20 protein-coding genes are annotated in these 20,823 nt (G+C 74.1%); all 20 read right to left on the bottom strand.

The genetic code is table 11. The annotated features are described in order from the left end of the window. Positions 1–43: 43 nt before the first annotated feature. The 20 genes from ABIH81_RS17040 to ABIH81_RS16945 all read right to left on the bottom strand — a co-directional run bounded on the left by ABIH81_RS17040 (position 44) and on the right by ABIH81_RS16945 (position 20,794). On the bottom strand, positions 44–1,588 hold the full coding sequence (locus tag ABIH81_RS17040; RefSeq protein WP_349875915.1) for an ATPase: 1,545 nt from the start codon (positions 1,586–1,588) through the stop codon (positions 44–46). Positions 1,589–1,728: 140 nt separating this feature from the next. After that, positions 1,729–2,577 carry a hypothetical protein gene (locus ABIH81_RS17035; RefSeq protein ID WP_349875914.1) on the bottom strand — a complete coding sequence of 283 codons (849 nt, stop codon included), beginning with the start codon at positions 2,575–2,577 and terminating at the stop codon, positions 1,729–1,731. A gap of 1 nt (position 2,578) precedes the next feature. Further along, a complete protein-coding gene (locus tag ABIH81_RS17030) occupies positions 2,579–3,523 on the bottom strand; it encodes an RluA family pseudouridine synthase (RefSeq protein WP_349875913.1) in 945 nt (314 codons plus the stop codon). Continuing rightward, a complete protein-coding gene (lspA, locus tag ABIH81_RS17025) occupies positions 3,520–4,122 on the bottom strand; it encodes a signal peptidase II (protein WP_128138469.1) in 603 nt (200 codons plus the stop codon). Before lspA ends, ABIH81_RS17030 begins: the two co-directional genes overlap by 4 nt. Positions 4,123–4,188: 66 nt before the next feature. Next, positions 4,189–4,608 carry a TraR/DksA C4-type zinc finger protein gene (locus ABIH81_RS17020; protein ID WP_018785248.1) on the bottom strand — a complete coding sequence of 140 codons (420 nt, stop codon included), beginning with the start codon at positions 4,606–4,608 and terminating at the stop codon, positions 4,189–4,191. A gap of 225 nt (positions 4,609–4,833) precedes the next feature. Beyond that, positions 4,834–6,339 carry a potassium/proton antiporter gene (locus tag ABIH81_RS17015; protein WP_349875912.1) on the bottom strand — a complete coding sequence of 502 codons (1,506 nt, stop codon included), beginning with the start codon at positions 6,337–6,339 and terminating at the stop codon, positions 4,834–4,836. A gap of 22 nt (positions 6,340–6,361) precedes the next feature. Further along, a complete protein-coding gene (locus ABIH81_RS17010) occupies positions 6,362–6,670 on the bottom strand; it encodes a DUF167 domain-containing protein (RefSeq protein ID WP_349875911.1) in 309 nt (102 codons plus the stop codon). Between the two features lie 2 nt (positions 6,671–6,672). Then, positions 6,673–7,353, bottom strand: coding sequence for a hypothetical protein (locus ABIH81_RS17005; RefSeq protein WP_349875910.1), 681 nt, complete (start codon positions 7,351–7,353; stop codon positions 6,673–6,675). A 72-nt stretch (positions 7,354–7,425) separates the two neighbouring features. Then, entirely contained in the window at positions 7,426–8,229 is an 804-nt protein-coding gene (locus ABIH81_RS17000; RefSeq protein WP_349875909.1) for a DivIVA domain-containing protein, read from the bottom strand. A gap of 41 nt (positions 8,230–8,270) precedes the next feature. After that, entirely contained in the window at positions 8,271–8,576 is a 306-nt protein-coding gene (locus ABIH81_RS16995) for a YggT family protein (RefSeq protein ID WP_349875908.1), read from the bottom strand. Between the two features lie 28 nt (positions 8,577–8,604). Continuing rightward, positions 8,605–9,306, bottom strand: coding sequence for a cell division protein SepF (gene sepF, locus ABIH81_RS16990; protein ID WP_349875907.1), 702 nt, complete (start codon positions 9,304–9,306; stop codon positions 8,605–8,607). Between the two features lie 193 nt (positions 9,307–9,499). Next, entirely contained in the window at positions 9,500–10,249 is a 750-nt protein-coding gene (locus tag ABIH81_RS16985) for a YggS family pyridoxal phosphate-dependent enzyme (RefSeq protein ID WP_349875906.1), read from the bottom strand. A 9-nt stretch (positions 10,250–10,258) separates the two neighbouring features. Further along, entirely contained in the window at positions 10,259–11,374 is a 1,116-nt protein-coding gene (gene ftsZ / locus ABIH81_RS16980) for a cell division protein FtsZ (RefSeq protein ID WP_030500246.1), read from the bottom strand. A gap of 246 nt (positions 11,375–11,620) precedes the next feature. Further along, positions 11,621–12,439, bottom strand: a complete 819-nt coding sequence (locus tag ABIH81_RS16975) for an FtsQ-type POTRA domain-containing protein (protein ID WP_349875905.1) — start codon at positions 12,437–12,439, stop codon at positions 11,621–11,623. Continuing rightward, positions 12,436–13,917 (bottom strand): UDP-N-acetylmuramate--L-alanine ligase, encoded by a 1,482-nt coding sequence (murC, locus tag ABIH81_RS16970; protein ID WP_349875904.1) that lies wholly within the window; start codon positions 13,915–13,917, stop codon positions 12,436–12,438. The genes ABIH81_RS16975 and murC overlap by 4 nt, the downstream gene beginning before the upstream one ends. Before the next feature lie 31 nt (positions 13,918–13,948). Next, a complete protein-coding gene (murG, locus tag ABIH81_RS16965; RefSeq protein ID WP_349875903.1) occupies positions 13,949–15,055 on the bottom strand; it encodes an undecaprenyldiphospho-muramoylpentapeptide beta-N-acetylglucosaminyltransferase in 1,107 nt (368 codons plus the stop codon). Further along, the gene (locus ABIH81_RS16960; RefSeq protein WP_349881132.1) at positions 15,055–16,470 is read right to left on the bottom strand and encodes a putative peptidoglycan glycosyltransferase FtsW; all 1,416 of its coding nucleotides are present in this window, start codon (positions 16,468–16,470) and stop codon (positions 15,055–15,057) included. The genes murG and ABIH81_RS16960 overlap by 1 nt, the downstream gene beginning before the upstream one ends. A 231-nt stretch (positions 16,471–16,701) precedes the next feature. After that, the gene (gene mraY, locus ABIH81_RS16955; protein ID WP_091331122.1) at positions 16,702–17,829 is read right to left on the bottom strand and encodes a phospho-N-acetylmuramoyl-pentapeptide-transferase; all 1,128 of its coding nucleotides are present in this window, start codon (positions 17,827–17,829) and stop codon (positions 16,702–16,704) included. Beyond that, positions 17,826–19,235, bottom strand: a complete 1,410-nt coding sequence (murF, locus tag ABIH81_RS16950) for a UDP-N-acetylmuramoyl-tripeptide--D-alanyl-D-alanine ligase (protein ID WP_349875902.1) — start codon at positions 19,233–19,235, stop codon at positions 17,826–17,828. Before murF ends, mraY begins: the two co-directional genes overlap by 4 nt. Continuing rightward, positions 19,232–20,794 (bottom strand): UDP-N-acetylmuramoyl-L-alanyl-D-glutamate--2,6-diaminopimelate ligase, encoded by a 1,563-nt coding sequence (locus ABIH81_RS16945; RefSeq protein ID WP_349875901.1) that lies wholly within the window; start codon positions 20,792–20,794, stop codon positions 19,232–19,234. Before ABIH81_RS16945 ends, murF begins: the two co-directional genes overlap by 4 nt. Between the last annotated feature and the right edge of the window lie 29 nt (positions 20,795–20,823).

The raw sequence follows: 20,823 nt of genomic DNA, 5'->3' as shown, positions 1-20,823 counted from the left end.
GATCCTCTCAGGCCCGGGCACGGCGCGGGGCGGTGGTCGGCGCTCAGCGCGCGAACGGTTCCAGCATCACCGCTGCCGCCTTGAGCCAGGCGTTGCGGGTCTCGGCCTGGAGCTGGTGGTACTCGATCGAGGAGCCGGTCTCCAGCGCCGGGTCGTAGGGCACCACGGCGACCGCGCGGGTACGGGTGGCGAAGTGCCGTTCCAGGTCGTCCTGCAGCGAGGTACGCCCCGGCGTGGGGCAGGAGATCAGCGTGACCGCGTTGTCGGCCAGCTCGCCCATGCCCACCTCGTGCAGCAGGTCGAGCATCCAGTCCGCGCTGAACGCCGCGTCCTCGCGCGGCACCGTGGTCACCACGAGCTGGTCGGCGGCCTGCATGACGGTGCGCCAGTTCGGGCTCTCCACGTTGTTGCCGGTGTCCACGCAGACCACCTCGTGGGTGCGGCGCAGCAGCTCCAGCACCCGCTTGACGGTGAACTGGTCGAGCCGCTGGGCGAAGCGCGGGCTCTCCTCGCCGGCCAGCACGTCGTACGAGCCGTCGGAGGCGTGCCGCAGGTAGTCGTCGAGGTGCGACAGCAGCGTGTTGCCCTCGAGGATCTCGATCTGCGCCAGGTCGTGGATCAGGTGGCGGATGGTACGGGCGTGCCGGGCGCTGCCGGCCCGCAGACCGAGCGTCCCGCGCAGCTCGTTGTCGTCCCAGGCGAGCACGCCGCGCCCGCGTACGCTGCCCACCGTCGCGGCGGCGAGCACTGTCGCGGTGGTCTTGTGCACCCCGCCCTTGGGGTTGGCGAAGGCGAGCACCCTCGGGGTGCCCAGCTCGCGGCGCAGCAGGGCGGTCGCCCGTTCCAGCTCCGGGTCCGGCTCCGGGGCGCGCCACTGCACCTGGGCCGCGTCGACCCGGCCGGAGCGGCCCTCCAGCGGACGGCGCGGCGCGGGCACCACCGGCTCCGGGACGGGCGGCGTGTCCGGCCGGTAGCGGCCCCGGTCGAGCAGCGCGTAGCGGGACTCGGCCGGCGGCGGCGCGGGCTGGTAGCCGCCGTCGAGAAGGGAGTACCGGGACTCGGCCGGCGCCTCGGCCCGGCCGCGCGGCTCCGGACGGGCCGGCTCGGGCCGCCAGGACGGTTCCGGGCGCGGCTCGGCGGTGAAGGGCTGCTGGGGCGCGAACGACGGGTCGGGCGCGAACGACGGGTCGGCGCGCCAGGACGGGTCGGGCGGGTAGGGCTGCCCGGCGCGCCAGGACGGCTCGGGGTCGCTGCGGTACGCCGGTTCGGCCCGGTAGGCCGGCTCGCCGTCGTGCCGGGGATCGGCGCGGAAGGCCGGGTCGACCCGGAACGTGGCCTCGGCCCGGTAACCGGGCTCGGCACCGTACGACCCGTCGGGGGCGCGGCCGACGGCGGTGGCGCGGCCGGTCCACCCGGTGCCCGCGCCACGACGGGGCAGCGGGGCGGGCGGCGGCGGTTGCTCCTCGACGTGCCGGTCGGCGTCGGCGTGCTCCGCGCCGCGACCGCCGAGCCGGGCCCGGTCGAGCAGCGCCCGCCACCGCGGTGCCGGCTCGCCCTGCCGACCCCAGCCGGTCTCGCTGCCGTCCAAGGATTCGCCCTCCCCCAGCCCATCGATCTCCGCCTGACAGGCTACGAACGAAACCCTATTCGGACCACTCCCCGCGCCGCACATCGCCCGGCGGCCCGCCGCACCATGGGATCGGCCCGGTCGCCGCGTGCCCCGATGTCTCAGGAGGTGGGAGCGGGATTGGGTGTCCCGGAGCCGGCGACGGACGCGGGGGCGGTGGGTGAAGGTCCGCTCACCGTCCGTGCGGCTTCCGACGAATCGCCCATTCCGCCTGCCTCGGCCGGCCCGGTGTCGGCCGGCGGCCGGACCACGTCACGCTGCTCGGGCAGCGGCGGGGTGAACACGGTCCGGTCCAGACGGGTCACCTCCGGCGCCGGGTCCACCACCCGCACGCCCGGACGACCGGCCAGCGCGCGCAGGGCGTCCGGCGCGGCACCGACCACCGCGGCGTAGACGCAGGCGCAGCCCGTCCGGTACGCCTCCGCCTCGCGGGCGGCGACCTCGGCGCCGCTGTCGTACACCCGGCGCAGCTCCGGATCGGCGGTGGTGGCGGCAGCGCGGGACCGGTAGTCCGCGGCCTCCCGGTCCTTGCGCGTCGCGACGCCGGCCATCCCGGCCACCACGTCCTGCGGCAGGCGCAGCGCCGCGATGCGGACGATCTCGGTCTGCCGGCCGGGCAGCGGTACCCGCGCCACCACCGCCGAGACCCGCGTGCCGTCCAGCGCGGCGGCCGCCCGCGCCGGGGTCAGGTAGTCGGCGAACGACACCAGCGCATATCCGTCGGGCACGTCGAGGCGGGCCAGCTCGTCCCCGGCGGCGCGCAGGTACGCCGGGATGCTCGCGCCGTCGGTCACGCCGACCCGGGTCACCTCGCCGACCGTGCGGTCGTTCACCGGGCGGTCCCGCCGCTGCGCCACCGCCGCCACCAGCACCACGAGCGCACAGGCCAGCGCGAGCCAGGTCAGCGCGGCGGACCGGGACCGGCGCGGCGGCGCGGGATCGTCGCTCACGTCAGTCGCGCAGGATCTCCAGCGCCCGGGCCAGGTCGTCCGGGTACTCGCTGACGAACGTCACCTCGTCACCGGTGCCCGGGTGCGCGAAGCTCAGCGAGCGGGCGTGCAGCCACTGCCGGGACAGCCCCAGCCGGGCCGACAGCGTCGGGTCCGCGCCGTAGGTCAGGTCGCCCACGCAGGGATGCCGCATGCTGGAGAAGTGCACCCGGATCTGGTGCGTACGCCCGGTCTCCAGCCGCACGTCGAGCAGGCTGGCGGCGGGGAACGCCTCGAGCGTGTCGTAGTGCGTGATGCTCGGCTTGCCGCCGGAGACCACCGCCCAGCGGTAGTCGTGGTGCGGGTGCCTGTCGATCGGCGCGTCGATGGTGCCGCGCAGCGGGTCCGGGTGGCCCTGCACCACGGCGTGGTAGCGCTTCTCCACCTCGCGGTACTTGAACGCCCGCTTCAGCGCGGTGTACGCGCGCTCGCTCTTGGCCACCGCCATGATCCCGGTGGTGCCCACGTCGAGCCGGTGCACCACGCCCTGCCGCTCGGCGGCGCCGCTGGTGGAGATCCGGTGGCCGATGCCGGCCAGCCCGCCGATCACCGTGGGGCCGGTCCAGCCCGGGCTCGGGTGCGCCGCCACCCCGACCGGCTTGTCCACCACCACGATGTCGTCGTCGGCGTACACCACCGTCAGGCCGGGCACGGCCTGCGGCACCACGGCGGGCGGCGCGGCCGGCGCGGGCAGCGCGACCTCCAGCCACGAGCCCGCCTTGACCTTGTGCGAGTTGGGCCGGGCCACGCCGTCGACGAGCGCGTCCCCGGCGTCGATCAGGCCGGCGGCGGCGGTACGGGAGAGGCCGAACAGGCGGGACACGGCCTGGTCCAGGCGCATGCCGTCGAGGCCGTCCGGTACGGGCAGGGAACGGGTGTCGCCGCCGGCGGCGAAGGCGGAGGTCACGCGGTCTCCCGCTGCTCGGCCGGGGCGGCGTCGTCGCGCTTCTCGTCGCGCAGCCGGGAGCCGTCGCGCTGCCGGCCGGTCAGCTCCAGGAAGACCGCCAGCACCACGCCGCACACCAGCGAGCTGTCGGCCAGGTTGAACACCGGCCAGACCTGGCCGTACGGGTCGAAGAGGCTGATCATGTCGACCACGTGGCCGACGAAGTGCCCGGGCGCGCGGAAGATCCGGTCGACCAGGTTGCCGAGCGCGCCGCCCAGCACCAGGCCCAGCGACACCGCCCACGGCAGCGAACGCAGCCGCAGCGCCATCCAGGTGATCCACCCGATCACCACGAACGTGATGATCGGGAAGACCCAGGTGTGGTCGGAGCCGATGCTCCAGGCCGCGCCGCTGTTGCGGGTGAGGCTGAGGTAGACCGCGCCGCCGAGCAGCGACACCGGCTCCCGGCCGGTCAGCTCGGCGAGCGCGAGCTGCTTGGTGCCGAGGTCCGCCAGCAGCGAGAACAGGGACACGCCGAGCAGCAGGCCGACGGCCTTACGGCGGGGCGCGCCGGCGCCCGACTCGGTGGTGCCGGCCCCGGCGGGCGGTGCTGCGGTCATCTGCTCCCCATCGACGTTCGCGACGGTGTGGTCACCGTCTGCCGTACGGCCGCCGGGGAGCGGTGATCAGCGCCGCTCCTCCAGCTGCTTGCACGTCACGCAGAGGGTGGCCGACGGGAACGCGGCGAGCCGCTCCACCGGGATCGGGTTGCCGCACCGCTCGCACCAGCCGTAGCCACCCTCGTCGAGGCGCTCGAGAGCGCGCTCGACCTGCGTGATCCGTTCCTTGATGCTGTTGGCGAGAGAGATCTCCTGCTCCCGCTCGAACGTCTTGGTGCCGGTGTCGGCCTGGTCGTCCCCGGCCGAGTCGGTCAGCCGGTCGCGCTGCAGCTCGGTGATCTCGCTCAGCGTCTGATCGTACTCGGCGTTGAGCTCGTCCCGCCGTGCCGCCAGGGCGGCCCGGATCTTCTCGGTCTCCGCCGCGCTGCGGGTGGCCTTCGCCACCGGCTTGCGACCGGCGGTCCTGGTGTCGGCTGGCTTCGCCATCGTCAGCTCCCTCAGCCGCGTGGCGCGGCGGTCAGCGGTGCGTGGGCGGAGACGCCGCCGTCGGCGTCGTCCGCGTACGGAAGGGTGCACGGCGAGCGGGCCCGCCGTGCACTCCGGAGGTTGGCAAGAATACGGAACGTACAGGCGTCCGACAACGTGCCGCACCGTCGTCCCACGTATCCGCCCCGGACTGCCATCAATCGGGGCAAAAGGAACGGTAGCAGATCAGCGGGCCGGCTCCTCGCCGTACTCCCCGAACCACCTCGCCAGCCGGCCCCGGCGGCTCACCGCCCGCAGCCGCCGCTCGGTGGCGTCCCGTACGCCGGCGGTGGCGACGATGAGCAGGCTGTCCCCGACCTTGAGCCGGGTGTCCGCGCCCGGCACGAAACCGACGCCGTCGCGCAGCACGAGCGTCACCGCGGCGCCGACCGGCAGCCGCAGCTCGTCCACGTGCACCCCGGCCAGCCGCGACCCGGCCGGCACCTCCAACTGGAGCAGGTCCGCGCGCATCCGTTCCAGCGGGGCGGTCTCCAGCAGGATCTCGCTCGCCTCGGCCGGCGCGGTCACGCCCAGCCGGCGGGCCGCCGGCGCCAGCGTCCCGGCCTGGAGCAACGTGAAGATCACCACCAGGACGAAGACGGCGTCGAACAGGCGGTCCGCACCCGGCACGTGCAGCGACAGCGGGATGGTCGCCAGCACGACCGGCACCGCACCGCGCAGCCCGGCCCAGGACAGGAAGAGCTGCTCGCGCAGGTTCACCCGGAACGGCAGCGCGGAGACCGCCACCGACAACGGCCGGGCGAGCAGCAGCAGCGCCAGCCCGGTGACCACGGCCGGCAGCACCGCGTCGTCCAGCCGGCTCGGCGAGACCAGCAGGCCGAGCAGCACGAACAGGCCGATCTGGGCCAGCCAGGCCAGCCCGTCGGCGAAGCCGAGGATGGCCTGGCGGTGCGGCAGCCGCGAGTTGCCGAGCAGTACGCCGGCGACGTACACGGCGAGGAAGCCCGAGGCGTGCAGCACCGAGCCGGCCGCGTACGCCAGCACGGTGAAGCCGACCACCGCGATCGGGTACAGGCCGGCCGACGGCAGCGCGGCCCGGCGCAGCGCGTACCGGCCGGCCAGGCCGGCGCCCACCCCGACCGCCGCGCCGGCGCTCAGCTCGTAGCCGAGCAGCAGCACCTCGTACCACCAGGGGTGGGCGGCCCCGGCCCCGGCGCGGGACAGCAGCAGCACCAGCAGCACGGCCGGGGCGTCGTTCACGCCGGACTCGGCCTCCAGCGCGGCCACCAGCCGGGGCGGCAGGCGCAACCGGCGCAGCGTGGCGAACACCGCCGCCGCGTCGGTGGAGGAGAGCACCGCGCCGTAGAGCAGCGCCAGCCGCCAGTCCAGGCCCAGCAGCAGGTGCACCACCACGCCGACGACCACGATGCTGACCACGACACCGACAGTGGACAGCGCCGCGGCCAGGCCGAGCACCGGCCGCAACGTGCTCCACCGCGCGGTCAGGCCGCCCTCCGCGATGATCACGATGAGCGCGCAGAAGCCGAGCACCCGGGTCAGCTCGACGTTGTCGAACCGGATGCCCAGGCCGGCCTCGCCGAGCAGCACGCCGAGCGCCAGGTAGACCAGCAGACTCGGTACGCCGAGCCGGGTGGAGAACCGCACCGCGCCCACCGCGACCAGCAGCACGGCGGCGCCCACGAGCAGCGCGACGTCGAGCCCAGGGGTCATCGCCGGCCGGCCCGACCGGACCTCACGCCGTGCTGCCGTCGCGCAGCCGGCGCAGCACCTCGGGCAGCCCGTCGTGCGGGCGCTCGACCAGGAACAGCTTGTCCCGGCTGGCCGCGCCGGACCGCAGCGACACGGTCGCCGGCCGGACGCCGAGCGCGTCGGCGAGCGCGCGCCGGGCCGCCTCGGTGGCGCGGCCGTCCACCGCGGGCGCGTGCACCGCGACGACGAGCGCGGGACCGTACGGCCCGTCGAACCGCCCGCCCACCCCGGCGCGGGCCGCACCGGGCTTCACCCGCACCGCGACGGTGAGTGTGTCGTCCGCGATCGTCATGGTCAGCGCGGCCGGGCCTCGGCGAGCAGGGTGGTGGCGGCGGCGCAGTGCGCGCACGGGGTGAAGCCCAGCGCGACCGCCTCGGCGACGGGCAGCGGTTCGTCCTCCCGGCCCACCAGGTGCGGGCAGCCGGGCAGGTGGAAGCGGGGATGGCCGTCGACCACCAGGACCTCGGCGGGCAGCCGGACCAGCCGGGCGACCTCACCGGTGGAGAGGGACTCGGCCGGCGGGTCGCCGTCGAACGCCTCGCCCGGTGCGGGCGAGGTGGGCCGCGTGGTATCCGGCATTCGCGGGCCCGGCGGCGAGTAGGGCGCCGCGTCCGCGACCGGATCCGGCGGCGAGTACGCGGCCGGCGGCGGGGCGTCGTCCGGCTCGGTCACCGGCGACCCGGGCGGTTGCCGCCACCCGGATCCACCAGCGCCGACCGTGGACGTGTGGTGCGGGACCGGGCTCACCGGTTCGTCCGGGGACGGGACGGTGTGCGCGGTCCGCGTTCGCGGCCCGGCCTCCCGGCCGGCCGTGGCCCGTGTCGCGGCGGCCTGGCGGGCGAACGCGACGAAGGCGACGGCGGACAGCAGGCTGGCCGCGATCGAGACGATGAGCAGGAGGCTGGATCCGCCGGCGAGGCCGGCGATCAGCAGCACGACCGCGACGAGGATGAGCAGGATGCTGGCGGCTACCACGGCTCACCCCCGGCCGCGTCGTGTCGGTCTGGGCGGTCGGTGGCCGTCACGGGGACGGCCACCGACGCGGGATCAGCGGCCGGACTCCAGCGAGCCAGCGCGGCCACCGCCGTAGGAGCCGGCGAGGCCGGCCGCGGCGAGACCGTTGCTGCCGGCGGCACGGTTGCCCTCGGCGCGGTTCATCTCCACCTCGAGACCCTGGCCGCGACCGTCGAGGTCACGCAGCTGGCTCTCCAGGTACGCCTTGAGGCGGGTGCGGTACTCGCGCTCGAACTGCTTGAGCTCCTCGATGTGCTTCTGCAGCGCGGTGCGCTTGGCGTCCAGACCGCCCATGGCCTCCTGGTGCCGCTGGCGAGCGTCCCGCTCCAGGGCGTCGGCCTTGGCGCGCGCCTCGCGGGTGACCTCCTCGGCCTTCGAACGGGCCTCGGAGAGCAGCTGGTCGGCCTCGCGACGGGCGTCGGAGACGTGGTCGTCGGCGGTGCGCTGGGCCATCATGAGCACCCGCAGCGCCTGCTGCTCGCCGTCACCGGTCACGCCGGCCGGGCCGCCCTGCGTGCGGACCTGCTCCAGCTCGGCCTGCATCGCGCGGGCCGCCTGCTCGGCGGCCGCCTTGTCGCGCTGCACGCGGTCGAGCTGGGCCTTGACGTCGTTGAGCTCCGCCGCGAGGCGGGCGTCACCGCCGGGACCGGCTGGAGCGCCACCCCGGCCGCCGCGCTCCACCTGGGCACGCAGCTCGTTGTTCTCCTCGATCAGACGGGCCAGCTCACGCTCGACCTCGTCCAGGAAGGCGTCGACCTCCTCCTCGTCATACCCCCGCTTGCCGATCGGCGGCTTTTTGAAGGCGACGTTGTGGACGTCGGCCGGGGTCAGCGGCATCGAAACTCCTCGGGTCAGTTGCGGCCGCGAAAGCGCTCTGGTCAGGCAAACGCGAAGATCAGGCGCCTAAACACGAACTCCATCAGCACGAACAGGATAACCAGGAGCACAAGGGAGGCCAGGTCGATGCTCACGGTACCAATTCGCAGTGGTGGGATCACACGCCTCAACGCTCGCAGGGGCGGATCAGTGACGCTCCACACGACTTCCATTCCCGCCGACGCTCCCCGTCCCGGTTGCCAGCGGCGACCATAGGCCAGCACCGCCCCAAGAACAAATCGCGCCAAAAGGATAATTAGGAAGATGTACAGCAGCAGGTAGAGCACCTGGAACAGGATCGACAACACGGCAGGCGACGTCCCTCGGTCGTGCGGCTCAGCTCAGGCTGAAGAAGCCGCCCTCAGCGATCTTGGCCTTGTCCTCCGCGGTGACCTGGACGTTGGCCGGTGAGAGCAGGAACACCCGGTTGGTCACGCGCTCGATCGTACCGCGCAGACCGAACGCGAGCCCGGCGGCGAAGTCGACGAGCCGGCGGGCGTCCGCCTCGTCCATCTCGGTGAGATTGATGATCACCGGCACCCCGTCGCGAAAGTGCTCGCCGATGGTCCGCGCCTCGCGGTACGTGGTCGGGTGCAGCGTGGTGATCTGGTAGCGCTGCTCGTCCTCCGGCACCACGCGCTCCCGCTCGCGCGGCTGGGCCTGCGGCGCCAGCGCGAGGTTGTCGCGGGTGTGGTAGGTCAGGGCGCCTGAGGCGTCACCGGCGGAGGACCGGGTGATCGACCGCACACTGGACCGCTCGGCCCGCTCCGGGCGCTCGGACTCGGCCCGGTCGGCGTCGACCGCGCGGCTGGAGGCGCGCTCGGACAGCCGGCCCCGGTCGCCGAGCCGGCTCCGCGTCGTCGGCGGCTCCTCGGTCTCGTCGTCGTCCTCGTCGGCGAACTCCTCGGCGTACCGGCTCGACCGGTAGCGCGACGAGTCCCGGTAGCCACCCTTGTCGTAGCCACCGTCCTCGTACGCCCGCTCGTCGTCCTCCTCGACGAGACCGAGCCAGACCCCCGCCTTGCGCAGTGCACCCATCCCCGCGCCCTTCCGTCCGCCGTGCGGCACGCGCCCCCGTGCCGTGTCGCTTGATCACGAGTGGACGATCATGCCCACCGGACCGGATCGGCAATCCCCTGACGCGCGGTTCGCGGTCCGCGCGTCACGGCCCCCGGCTATGGGAACGCCGTCCTGAACAACACTGATGTAATTTGCTTCCGTCGTGGTGAGGCTACCGCAGCGCAGGGCGCATTCCGAGCAACGCGCTGCCGACACGGACATGTGTCGCGCCGTGACCGATCGCGCTCTCCAGGTCTCCGCTCATGCCCGCGGACAGCACCGTCGCGCCTGGATGGTCGGCCCGCAGTGCCGCCGCCACCTCGGCCAGCCGGGCGAACGCCCGGTCCGGCTCCCAGCCCAGCGGCGCCACCGCCATCAGGCCCGCCAGCCGCAGACCGTCGGCGCCGGCCACCGCCGCGGCCACCGGGTCGAGCCCCCGCTGCGGATCGGCCGCGCCGGGCAGCGCCCCGCCCCGGGCCGGGTCGCCGTCGATGCTCACCTGGACCAGCACGTCCAGCGGCCGGTCCCGGACCGCGCCGGCGGCGGCGGCGTCCAGCGCCGCGGCCAGCCGGACGGTGTCCACCGACTGGACCACGTCGGCGTACCGGACCACCGAGCGGGCCTTGTTGCGCTGCAACTGGCCGATGAAGTGCCAGCGCGGCGCGGCCCCGGCGTCGGCGACCGCCTCCGCCTTCGGTGCCGCCTCCTGGTCGCGGTTCTCCCCGACGTCGCTCACGCCGAGCCCGGCCAGCGCGACCACGTCCGCCGCCGGGTACGTCTTGGTCACCGCGACCAGGGTGACCTCGTCGCGCTGCCGCCCGGCCGCCGCGCAGGCGTCGGCGATGCGGGCCCGGACCCGGGCCAGGCCGGCCGCGAGTTCGGCGCGCCGTTCGGGCCGCACCGCCGTTTGTGACTCCGTCATCGGCGCGGCTCAGGACCCGTTCTTGAGGAAATCGGGCACGTCGACGTCGTCGAAGAGCACCCGGCGCGACGGCTGCTGCGGCGCCGGCATGGTGGCCGGCGGGCTCACCGGCGCGTTCGGCTGGGCCGGCGGGTTCTGGTTGCTCTTGCGCGGCGGCTCCACCGCCTTGTACGCCGGCGCGCCCCCGTCGAAGCCCGCCGCGATCACGGTGACCCGCACCTCGTCGCCGAGCGCGTCGTCGATCACCGCGCCGAAGATGATGTTCGCGTCCGGGTGGGCCGCGTCGGTGACCAGCTGCGCCGCGTCGTTGATCTCGAACAGGCCGAGGTCCGATCCGCCGGCGATGGACAGCAGCACGCCGCGCGCGCCGTCCATGCTCTGCTCCAGCAGCGGGCTGGAGATGGCCGCCTCGGCCGCCTCGACGGCGCGGTTCTCGCCCCGGGCGCTGCCGATGCCCATGAGCGCGCTGCCGGCGCCGCTCATCACGCTCTTCACGTCGGCGAAGTCCAGGTTGATCAGACCCGGCGTGGTGATCAGGTCGGTGATGCCCTGGACACCGGAGAGGAGCACCTGGTCCGCGGTGCGGAACGCGTCCATCATGGAGATGTTGCGGTCGCCGAGCGCGAGCAGCCGGTCGTTCGGGATCACGATGAGCGTGTCGCACTGGTTGCGCAGCTCCTCGATGCCCGCCTCGGCCTGGACCTGCCGGCGCTTGCCCTCGAACGAGAACGGCCGGGTGACCACGCCGATGGTGAGCGCGCCGAGCTTGCGGGCGATGTTCGCCACGACCGGCGCGCCGCCGGTGCCGGTGCCACCACCCTCGCCGCAGGTGACGAACACCATGTCGGCGCCCTTGAGGACCTCCTCGATCTCGTCGCGGTGGTCCTCGGCGGCGTTCTTGCCGACGTCCGGGTTGGCGCCCGCGCCCAGTCCCCGGGTCAGCTCCCGGCCCACGTCGAGCTTGACGTCGGCGTCGCTCATCAGCAACGCCTGCGCGTCGGTGTTGATCGCGATGAACTCGACGCCCTTGAGCCCAACCTCGATCATCCGGTTGACGGCGTTGACGCCGCCGCCCCCGATGCCGACGACCTTGATGACCGCCAGGTAGTTGTGCGGAGGTGTCATCTCCGGTCCTTTCCCTTCGAGATTGGCATGGGCCGACCCCACACGGCTTGGCCGGATCAGCGGCCGGACACTCCCCCGTGGCCCCCGACGGATGAACCTTCACCCTCTACTAGAGGCTTAGAGTTATGTCAACCACTGATCTCTTCGGGGCAACGTATGCGCCGCCGCGCCAGGAGCCAAGGACCCGTTCCGGCGTGTCGCCGACCGAGCGACCGGGGACACATCGCCCGGTCGCTGAGCCGCGGGTCACTCGAACGTGACCACGTCCGGCGCGCTGACGTCGATCCGGTCCGCCTTGCGGCTCAGCAACGCGGTGGCCACGGTGGACTTGTCGGTGCCGCGGGAGGCGTCGCCCCAGAAGACCTGACGCTCGCCGCGCAGCAGCAGCGTGATCCGGGCCAGGCCGGCCACGTCCACCGCGACCAGCTCCGCGCGCAGCTTCTCCCCCAGCGCGGCGAGCACCGCCAGCCCGGCCCGCGTACCCGGGTCGTCGGGGCCGGGCCGGGCCACCTTGACCAGCGGCAACCCGTCCGGCGCCCGGTCCAGGCGCTGGAAGACCACGCCCGAGCCGTCGACCACCACGAAGCCCTCACCCTGCGGCACCGCCGCCACCGGGGTGCGCTCCTGCACCCGGATCACGAGCGCGTCCGGCCACTGGCGCTCCACTGTGGCGCGGGCCACCGGCGGCAGCGTGCCGACCTTGCGCGCGGTCGCGTCCAGGTCCACCCGGGCCAGCGGCGCGTTGTCCGGCACCGCGGCGGCGTCGCGGATCTGCACCGGGGTGACCAGCCGCGCGCCGACCACCCGTACCTCGCGCACCCCGAACAGGCCGGTGCCCAGCACCGTCCACGCCACCAGGCCCGCGACGGCGAGCACCGCGGCGGCGACCGCCCAGGGCAGCGCGGCCCGCATCCGCCGCTGCCGGGCCCGGGCCATGAACCGGCGGGTCGACGGCGGCACGGCGTCCGCGTTCGCCCGTACCAGTTGCCAGCGCCGGGCCGGACTGCGCCGGGCCGCCCCGCCGTCCGGTCCGGGGGTACGGCCGCGGGCCGGACCGGGACTCATCCGGCGGGGGTCGCCGCGCCGTCCGGGTCGACGCCGGCGCCGAGTCCCGTGCCCCGGGCGGAGCGGGCGAGCAGGGCGTCGAGCAACTGGTCACCCATCAGCGAGATCGGCGGCGCGCCCATGGTCACCACCACGTCGCCGGTCCGCGCCCGCCGGGCCACCTCGGCCGGCACGTCGTCCCACGACTCGACGAACACCTTCCGCTCGGCCGGCAGCGGCACCTCCTGGATCAGCGCGGCCGAGCCCTCGCCGGGGCGGCGCGTCTCGCCGGGGCCGAAGACCTCCAGCAGCACCACCTCGTCGGCGATGCCGAGCGCGGCGGCGATCTCCGCCTGGTTGTCGCGGGTGCGGTAGAGCCGGTACGGCTGGAACACCACGATCAGCCGGCCGTCGCCGGCCACGTCGCGCAGCGTCTGCAACGCCAGCGTCATCGAGGTGGGGTGGTAGGCGTACTCGTCGTAGACCAGCACGCCGTCCGCCGCGCCCTTGCGCTCGAAGCGGCGCCGCACGCCCGGGAAGACGCCGAGCGCGGCCTCCGCCGCGGTCACCGGCAGTTCCAGCAGGTACGCGGCGAGCACCGCGGCGGCGCTGTTGAGCGCCATGTGCCGGCCCGGTACGGGCAGCCGGATCTCACCGAGCGGCCGGCCCTCGACCTCGGCCTGGTAGCGCACCCCGTGCGCGGACGACACGACCTCGCTCATCCGCAGGTCCGCGTCGGCGGACTCGCCGTACGTCCAGACCCGGCGGCCCTCGGCGCGCAGCGTCTCGGCCAGCCGGCGACCGCCCGCGTCGTCGGCGCAGGTGATCACGAAGCCGGCCGGGTCGGTGAGCCGGGCGAACTCGGCGAACGCCGCCTCCAGGGTGGCCAGGTCGCCGTAGGTGTTGAGGTGGTCCGCCTCGATGTTCGTGATGATCGACACGAACGGCCGGTAGATGAGGAAGGAGCGGTCGCTCTCGTCCGCCTCGACCACGAAGTGCTCGCCGGTGCCGTGGTGCGCGCCGGAACCCACCTCGGAGATCTCGCCGCCGATCACGAACGACGGGTCGGTGCCGGCCTGCTGGAGCACCATGGTGACCATCGAGGTGGTGGACGTCTTGCCGTGGGTGCCGGCCACCGCCACCGTGCGGCGGCCGGTCATCGCGGCGGCGAGCGCCTCGGAGCGGTGCAGCACCCGCAGGCCCCGCCGGCGCGCCTCGACCATCTCCAGGTGGTCCTGCGGGATGGCGGAGGAGTAGACCACCGTGTCCACCCCGTCGAGGTTGGACGCCTCGTGGCTGGAGTGGATGGTGCCGCCGAGTGCCCGCAGGCCGGCCAGCGACGGCCACTCCCGCAGCTCGCTGCCGGAGACCGGCAGGCCCCGGGTCAGGAAGAGCCGGGCCAGCCCGGCCATCCCGACGCCACCCACCCCGATCAGGTGGATCCGGCCCAGGTCCTCCGCCGTCATGGTGCCGGCGGGCGTGAACTGCGCGGTGTTCATCAGACGTACCTTCCCGTCGCGGTGTCCCACATCAGCGGGAGACCGCCTCGTAGACGAAGTTCAGCAGCGCCACGTCGCCGTCCCGGCGGCCGTACGCGGCCGCTGCGGCGCCCATCGCGTAGAGCCGCTGCGGATCCCGAATCAGCGGGATCACCGTCCGCTCCAGCCACGCCGGGGTCATCTCGGCGTCGTCGACCAGCAGACCGCCGCCCGCCTCCACCACCGGCAGCGCGTTGCGCTTCTGCTCCTGGTTGCTGTGCGGGTAGGGCACGTAGATGGTCGGCAGGCCGATCGCGGCCACCTCGGCGCAGGTCATCGCGCCGCCCCGGGCCAGCATCAGGTCGGCCGCGGCGTAACCCAGCTCCATCTCGGACAGGTACGGCAGCGTGACGTACGGCACCGGCAGGTCGGTGGGCACGGAGACCGGCTCGTTGCGGGCGCCGATGACGTGCAGCACCTGCACACCGTTGCGGGCCAGTTCCTTCGCCGCGCCGGAGACGGCCAGGTTGATCGAGCGGGCGCCCTGCGAGCCACCGGCGACGAACAGCACCGGCAGGTCGGGACGGAGCCCGAAGTGGGCGCGGGCGGCGTCACGCAGCGCGGCCCGGTCCAGCCCGGCGATGCCCCGGCGCAGCGGCACCCCCACCACGCGGGCGTCGCGCAGCGCCTCGGACTGGGCCGGCTGGTGCGGGAAACCCACCGCGACGTTCTTGGTGAACTTCATCCCGAGCCGGTTCGCCACGCCCGGCGGCACGTTCACCTCGTGGATGACGATGGGCAGCTCCCGCCGCCACGCGGCCAGGTAACCGGGCACCGAGACGTACCCGCCGAAGCCGACCACGGCGTCGGCCTGGACCTCGTCGATCACCTTGCCCGCGGCGCGCGCCGCCTTCCACATCCGGTCCGGGGTCCGCACCAGGCTCATGTTGACCGACCGGGGAAGCTGGTAGGCCGGGATCTGCCGCAGGTCGTAACCGGCCGGCGGGATCAGCTCGTTCTCCAGCCCCTTCGGTGTGCCCAGACAGGTGATCCGGACGCTCGGGTCGTGTCGGCGCAGGCAGTCGGCGAAGGCGAGCAGCGGGTAGATGTGCCCGCCCGTACCCCCTCCGCAGAGCACCACCGAACGCAGCGGACCCATCAGCGTCTCCTCTCGCTCGCCGCGCCGGCGCGCGCCCGGTCGGACCGGGCGCCGCGCGGCGCGGCCTGGTCGTCCTGCCGCCGCTGCCGGGACCGGGGCACGGACCCTCGGTCGGCCGGGGGCGGCGCCGGCTTACGGCGCCGGCCGGGAAGCGGCGGCAACGGGGCCCACACTAGTCGGACCCATCGGGCGGGCGGACGGGCATGCAGCGCTCGCGCCGCGTCCGGCTCCGCGCGGGCGAACGAGGCGAGCATGCCGATCGCGGCGAGCGTCACCACCAGGGCGCTGCCGCCGTCGGAGATGAACGGCAGCGGTACGCCGGTCAGCGGCAGCAGGCCGGTCACGCCACCGATGTTGATGACGGCCTGGCCGACCAGCCAGGCGGTCACGCCGGCGGCGGCGAGCCGGCGGAACGGATCCTCGACCCGGCGGGCGATCCGCATCCCGGTGTACGCGAGCACGGCGAACAGCGTCAGGACCACTGTGCAGCCGACCACGCCCAGTTCCTCGGCGACGATGGCGAAGATGAAGTCGTTGTGCGCCTCGGGCAGGTAGTTCCACTTCAGCGAGCTCTGGCCCAGCCCGACGCCGAACCAGCCGCCGTTGCCGATCGCGTAGCGGGCCTGCACGAGCTGGTAGCAGTAGTCCAGTTCCTGCTCGAAGCAGGTCTTCGGATCCGGCGGGTCGAGCCACATGGTGAGGCGGCCGAGCCGGTAGTTGTCGGCGTCCCGGGAGCCGGAGCCGGCGCCGAGCGAGGCGGCGGCCACCAGCAGGCCGATGCCGGCCAGGCCGATCGCGGAGAGCGCGGCGAAGACCCGGCCCCGCACGCCGGCCGCCCAGAGCAGGCCGACCACGAGCGCCAGCAGGCAGAGCATGCTGCCCAGGTCGTTGAAGCCGACCAGCACGAACAGCAGGCCCACCACCGGGAACAGCGGCGTGGCCAGTTCCTTCCACCAGCCCAGCGCGGCGCCCTTGCGGGCCAGCACGTGCGCGCCCCACAGCACCAGCGCGAACTTCGCCACCTCGACCGGTTGCAGCGAGATCGGCCCGAGGGAGAGCGAGAGGAGTTCGGCCCGCAGCGGCCCGATCGACGTCACCCCGAACAGCGAGTTCAGCGCGACGAACAGGTTGAGCGTGAGCAGCAGCGCCACCGCCACGCCGAGCGCCGGGCGGCTCACCGCCCGGAACGTGCGCGCGGGCAGCCGCTGGCAGGCCCAGAACGCGCCGATGCCGATCACCGCGAACACGGCCTGCTTGGTGAGCGACGCGGACGCGTCGCCGCCCTCGGCGAAGTCCTTCACGCTGGTGGCGGAGAAGACCATGGTGAGGCCGATCAGCAGCAGCAGGCCGGCGCTGGACAGCAGCAGATAGTAGGAGGCCAGCGGCCGGGCCAGCAGGCCGCGCAGCGCGGCCAGGCCACCGGCCGGATCCCAGCGCACCGGGGGCGGGTCGGCCGGAGGCGTGGCCGCCGGAGCACGGCGGGCCGGCGGGTCGCTGGTCACCTGGATGTCTCGTCCCTCCCCCACAGGCCCATCATGGCCGCTCGACCCGCCCGCCCGTGGCGCAACCGCCCGGTCGGCGTGTCGGATCTGAAGGAAGGGCCCCTTATTAACAGACGTCTGTTAATAAGGGGCCCTTCCTTACACCTAGCTCACCGCGGCGAGGAACTCGCTGTAGAACAGGCCCAGCGCGATGGCCACGCCGATACCGGCGATGATCCAGAACCGGACCACGATGTTGACCTCGCTCCAGCCGGCCAGCTCGAAGTGGTGCTGCAGCGGCGACATCCGGAACACGCGCTTGCCGGTGGTGCGGAAGGAGATGATCTGGATGACCACGGACATCGTGATGATCACGAACAGGCCGCCCAGGATCGGCAGCAGCAGGATGGTCCGGGTGGACATCGCCATGCCGGCGATCAGGCCGCCCAGCCCGAGCGCGCCGGTGTCGCCCATGAAGATCCGCGCCGGGGACGTGTTCCACCACAGGAAGCCCACGCAGGCACCGGCCGCCGCGCCGGCGATCAGCGCGATCTCCAGCGGGTCGCGCACCGTGTAGCAGTACGACTCGGTGTAGTTCGGGTCGGCGCACCAGTGCCGGTACTGCCAGAACGCGATCAGCGCGTACGCCGCGAGCACCATCACCGAGGCGCCGGTGGCCAGGCCGTCCAGGCCGTCGGTGAGGTTGACGCCGTTGGTGGCCGCCATGACCACCATGATGATGACGATCACCGCGCCGATCTTGCCGATCTCCAGCGCCGGGATGTCCCGGATGAAGCTCAGCGTGGTGCTGCCCACCGTCTCGGTGTTCGTGGCGTTGCCGCCGGCGTCGGTCATGCTCGACGGGAAGTAGACGGCCACCGCGCCGAACACGGCGCCGACCAGGATCTGCCCGGCCAGCTTGCCCCGCTTGTTGAGGCCGCCACTGTGCCGCTTGCGCACCTTCAGGAAGTCGTCGATGAAGCCGACCGCGCCGGAGAACACCATCAGCCCCAGCAGCACCAGCGCCGTGATGGTCGGCTCGACCTGGGCGATCTGCGCGTCCGGCAGCGTGGTCAGGGCCAGGTGCCCGGCGACGTACGCGATGACCGTGGCCAGGATGAAGACCACGCCGCCCATCGTCGGCGTGCCCTTCTTGCCCTCGTTGCTGGCGAGCCCGAGATTCGATCGGATCGGTTGGCCGGCCTTCAGCCGGGCGAACACCTTGATCGCGATCGGGGTGCAGAACAGCGAGATCAGGAACGCGACCCCGATGGCGACGATGACCGCCCTCATGCGGCGCCGCCCTCCGTCGCACCCTTCCGGGCGTCCGCGCGCAGCGCGTCGGCCACCTCCCAGGTCCGGTACCGGGAGCCCTTCACCAGCACCACGTCTCCCGGACGCAGCTCGCTCCGCAGCACCTCGACGGCCGCCGCCTGATCGGTGAGCAGCACCGACTCTCCTCCCCAGTTACCTACCGCTGTCGCGCCCTCGTGGATCGGCGCCGCCGGCTCGCCCACCACGAGCAGCCGGTCCACTCCCAGTTCGGCCGCGAGCCGGCCGACCTGCTGATGCCCCTCCCGTTCGAAGTCACCCAGCTCGGCCATGTAGCCGAGCACCGCGACGGTACGCCCGTCGCCGCGCATGCTGGCCAACGCCCGCAGCGCCACGCCGGTGGAGGCCGGGTTGGCGTTGTACGAGTCGTCGATCACGGTCACCCCGTCGGGGCGCTCGAAGACGTCCATCCGCCGGGTGGAGACCAGGCCCAGCTCGTTCAGCGCCGCCGCCAGGCCGGGCAGCGGCAGGCCCAGCTCCCGGCCGACCGCCGCGGCGGCGAGCGAGTTGGAGACCTGGTGCCGGCCGGTCAGCCCGAGCCGCACCGGCGCGCTGCCCTCCGGGGTGACCAGGGTGTACGAGGGCCGTCCCCGGCCGTCGAGCGTCACGTCCACGGCGCGCACGTCGGCGCGCTCCGACTCGCCGTAGCGCACCACCCGGGCGCGGGTACGCGACGCCATCGCGTCGACCCGCGGGTCGTCGGCGTTGAGCACCGCCAGCCCGTCTTCGGGCAGCGCCTCGACCAGCTCACCCTTGGCGAGCGCGATGGTCTCCACCGAGCCGAACTCGCCCAGGTGCGCCACGCCCACGTTGAGCACCACGGAGATCCGCGGCGGCACCACGTCGCACAGGTAGCGGACGTGCCCGACCCCGCGGGCGCCCTTCTCCATCACCAGGTAGCGGGTCTCCGGCGTGGCCTGCAACGCGGTGTACGGGTGGCCCAGCTCGTTGTTGAACGAGCCGGGCGGCGCCACCGTCGGGCCGAGCCGCACCGCGAGCTGGGCGATCAGGTCCTTGGTGGTGGTCTTGCCGGACGAGCCGGTCAGCCCGATCACCGTCAGCGCGGGCAGCCGGTCCACCACCGCGCGGGCCAGCCGGCCCATCGCGTCGAGCGCGTCGCCGACGAGCACCATCGGCACGCCCGGCACCTCCCGGGTGCCGAGCACCGCCACCGCGCCGGACTCCACCGCGCCGGCGGCGTAGTCGTGGCCGTCCACCCGCTCGCCGGGGAAGGCGACGAACAGCCCGCCCGGGCCCACCTTGCGGGAGTCGAACTCGACGGTGCCGGTGACCCGGGCGTCCGGGTCGGCGCCGGCCAGCCGGCCGTCGACAGCGGCGGCCACCTCGGCCAGCGTCAGCGGGATCACCGCCGACCCACCAGGTCACCGAAGCGGGCGCGCAGCGCCGCCGCCAGCTCCACCCGGTCGTCGAACGGCAGCACCTCGCCGCCGATCTCCTGGCCGCGTTCCTGGCCCTTGCCCAGCACCGCCACCACGTCACCCGGTTCGGCCACCCGGACCGCCTCCTCGATCGCCGCCCGCCGCCCGGGCACCTCGATGACGCGGGCCGGGGTCGCGGCGGCGTACGCGCCGGCCAGCACCTCGGCCCGGATCGCGGCCGGGTCCTCGGTCCGCGGGTTGTCGTCGGTCACCAGCACCACGTCGGCGCCGCGCGCGGCCACGCCGCCCATCACCGGCCGCTTGCCCCGGTCCCGGTCGCCGCCGGCGCCCAGCACGCAGATCAGCCGGCCTTCGGTCAGGCCGCGCAGCGCGGTGAGCACCGCCTCGATCGCGTTGGCCTTGTGCGCGTAGTCCACCACCCCGCGTACCGGTGCGTCGCCGCTGACCAGCTCCAGCCGGCCGGGCACGCCGCCGCAGGCGGCCACGCCGCGCGCCGCCGTCTCCGGGTCCACCCCGGCGGCGACCAGCAGGGCGACCGCCAGCAGCGCGTTCGCGACGTTGTGCCGGCCGGGCAGCGCCACACCGGTGGGCAGCGTCAGACCGTCCGGCCCGTGCAGCGTGAAGCGCTGCGCGTAGCCCTCACCGTCGATGCCGTCGGCCCACCAGGTCGCCTCCGGGTCGCCGGCCGCCGAGTAGGTGACGGTGCCCGGCTTGTACAGCGGGCGCAGCGCCGGGTCGTCGTGGTTGAGCACCTCGACCCGGCAGCGGCCGTCGAACAGCTTGGCCTTGGCCGCGAAGTAGTCCGCCTCGTCGGCGTGGAAGTCCAGGTGGTCGGAGCCGAAGTTGGTGTAGCCGCCGACGTCGAACCGGACGCCGCCGACCCGGCCCATGGCGAGGGCGTGGCTGGACACCTCCATGACCACGGTGTCCACCCCGTGCTCGCGGGCCACCGCGAGCATGGCGTGCAGGTCGGTGGCCTCCGGGGTGGTCCGGACGCTGTCGATCACCAGGTCGCCGAGGCGGGTCTCCACGGTGCCGATCAGCCCGGTGACGTGCCCGGCGGCGCGCAGCCCGGACTCGACCAGGTAGCTGGTGGAGGTCTTGCCGGCGGTGCCGGTCACCCCGATCACGGTGAGGCCGGCGGTCGGGTCGCCGTAGACGGTCGCGGCCACCTCGCCGAGCGCGTCGCGCGGGTCGTCGACGACGAGCACGGGCAGGCCGGTGCCGGCGGCGAGCGCCGCGCCGGCCGGGTCGGTCAGCAGGGCCACCGCGCCCGCCTGGGCGGCGGCGGCGGCGAACTCCGCGCCGTGGCGCCGGGCGCCGGGCAGGGCGGCGTACAGGTCGCCGGGGCGTACCTCCTGGCTGGCGTGGGTCACGCCGGTGACGGCCAGTTCGGCGGCCTCCTCCGGCGGGGTCGCCGCCACTGCGGCGGCGAGGTCGCCGAGCCGTACGGGACGCACGCTTGTGGGACGTGGATTGCCGGGCACGGCGTCAGACCCTACCCGGTCGTCCGGTTCCGACCGCACAGCCGCCCCGGTGGTTCGTCGCCACTCAC

Origin of the sequence: Micromonospora sp. HUAS YX12 (genome assembly GCF_040215685.1) — a bacterium.
In the GTDB taxonomy this organism is placed as follows: Bacteria; Actinomycetota; Actinomycetes; order Mycobacteriales; family Micromonosporaceae; genus Micromonospora; species Micromonospora tulbaghiae.
This window is presented reverse-complemented; position numbering and strand designations above follow the sequence as displayed.

What these genes read in the sequence shown, in the direction of transcription:
- ftsZ (WP_030500246.1), bottom strand. Translation starts at nt 11,374, where the DNA reads ATGACACCTCCGCACAACTACCTGGCGGTCATCAAGGTCGTCGGCATC.
- ABIH81_RS17015 (WP_349875912.1), bottom strand. Translation starts at nt 6,339, where the DNA reads ATGACCCCTGGGCTCGACGTCGCGCTGCTCGTGGGCGCCGCCGTGCTG.
- murG (WP_349875903.1), bottom strand. Translation starts at nt 15,055, where the DNA reads ATGGGTCCGCTGCGTTCGGTGGTGCTCTGCGGAGGGGGTACGGGCGGG.
- ABIH81_RS17010 (WP_349875911.1), bottom strand. Translation starts at nt 6,670, where the DNA reads ATGACGATCGCGGACGACACACTCACCGTCGCGGTGCGGGTGAAGCCC.
- lspA (WP_128138469.1), bottom strand. Translation starts at nt 4,122, where the DNA reads ATGACCGCAGCACCGCCCGCCGGGGCCGGCACCACCGAGTCGGGCGCC.
- murC (WP_349875904.1), bottom strand. Translation starts at nt 13,917, where the DNA reads ATGAACACCGCGCAGTTCACGCCCGCCGGCACCATGACGGCGGAGGAC.
- mraY (WP_091331122.1), bottom strand. Translation starts at nt 17,829, where the DNA reads ATGAGGGCGGTCATCGTCGCCATCGGGGTCGCGTTCCTGATCTCGCTG.
- ABIH81_RS17000 (WP_349875909.1), bottom strand. Translation starts at nt 8,229, where the DNA reads ATGCCGCTGACCCCGGCCGACGTCCACAACGTCGCCTTCAAAAAGCCG.
- ABIH81_RS16975 (WP_349875905.1), bottom strand. Translation starts at nt 12,439, where the DNA reads ATGAGTCCCGGTCCGGCCCGCGGCCGTACCCCCGGACCGGACGGCGGG.
- ABIH81_RS17020 (WP_018785248.1), bottom strand. Translation starts at nt 4,608, where the DNA reads ATGGCGAAGCCAGCCGACACCAGGACCGCCGGTCGCAAGCCGGTGGCG.
- sepF (WP_349875907.1), bottom strand. Translation starts at nt 9,306, where the DNA reads ATGGGTGCACTGCGCAAGGCGGGGGTCTGGCTCGGTCTCGTCGAGGAG.
- ABIH81_RS16985 (WP_349875906.1), bottom strand. Translation starts at nt 10,249, where the DNA reads ATGACGGAGTCACAAACGGCGGTGCGGCCCGAACGGCGCGCCGAACTC.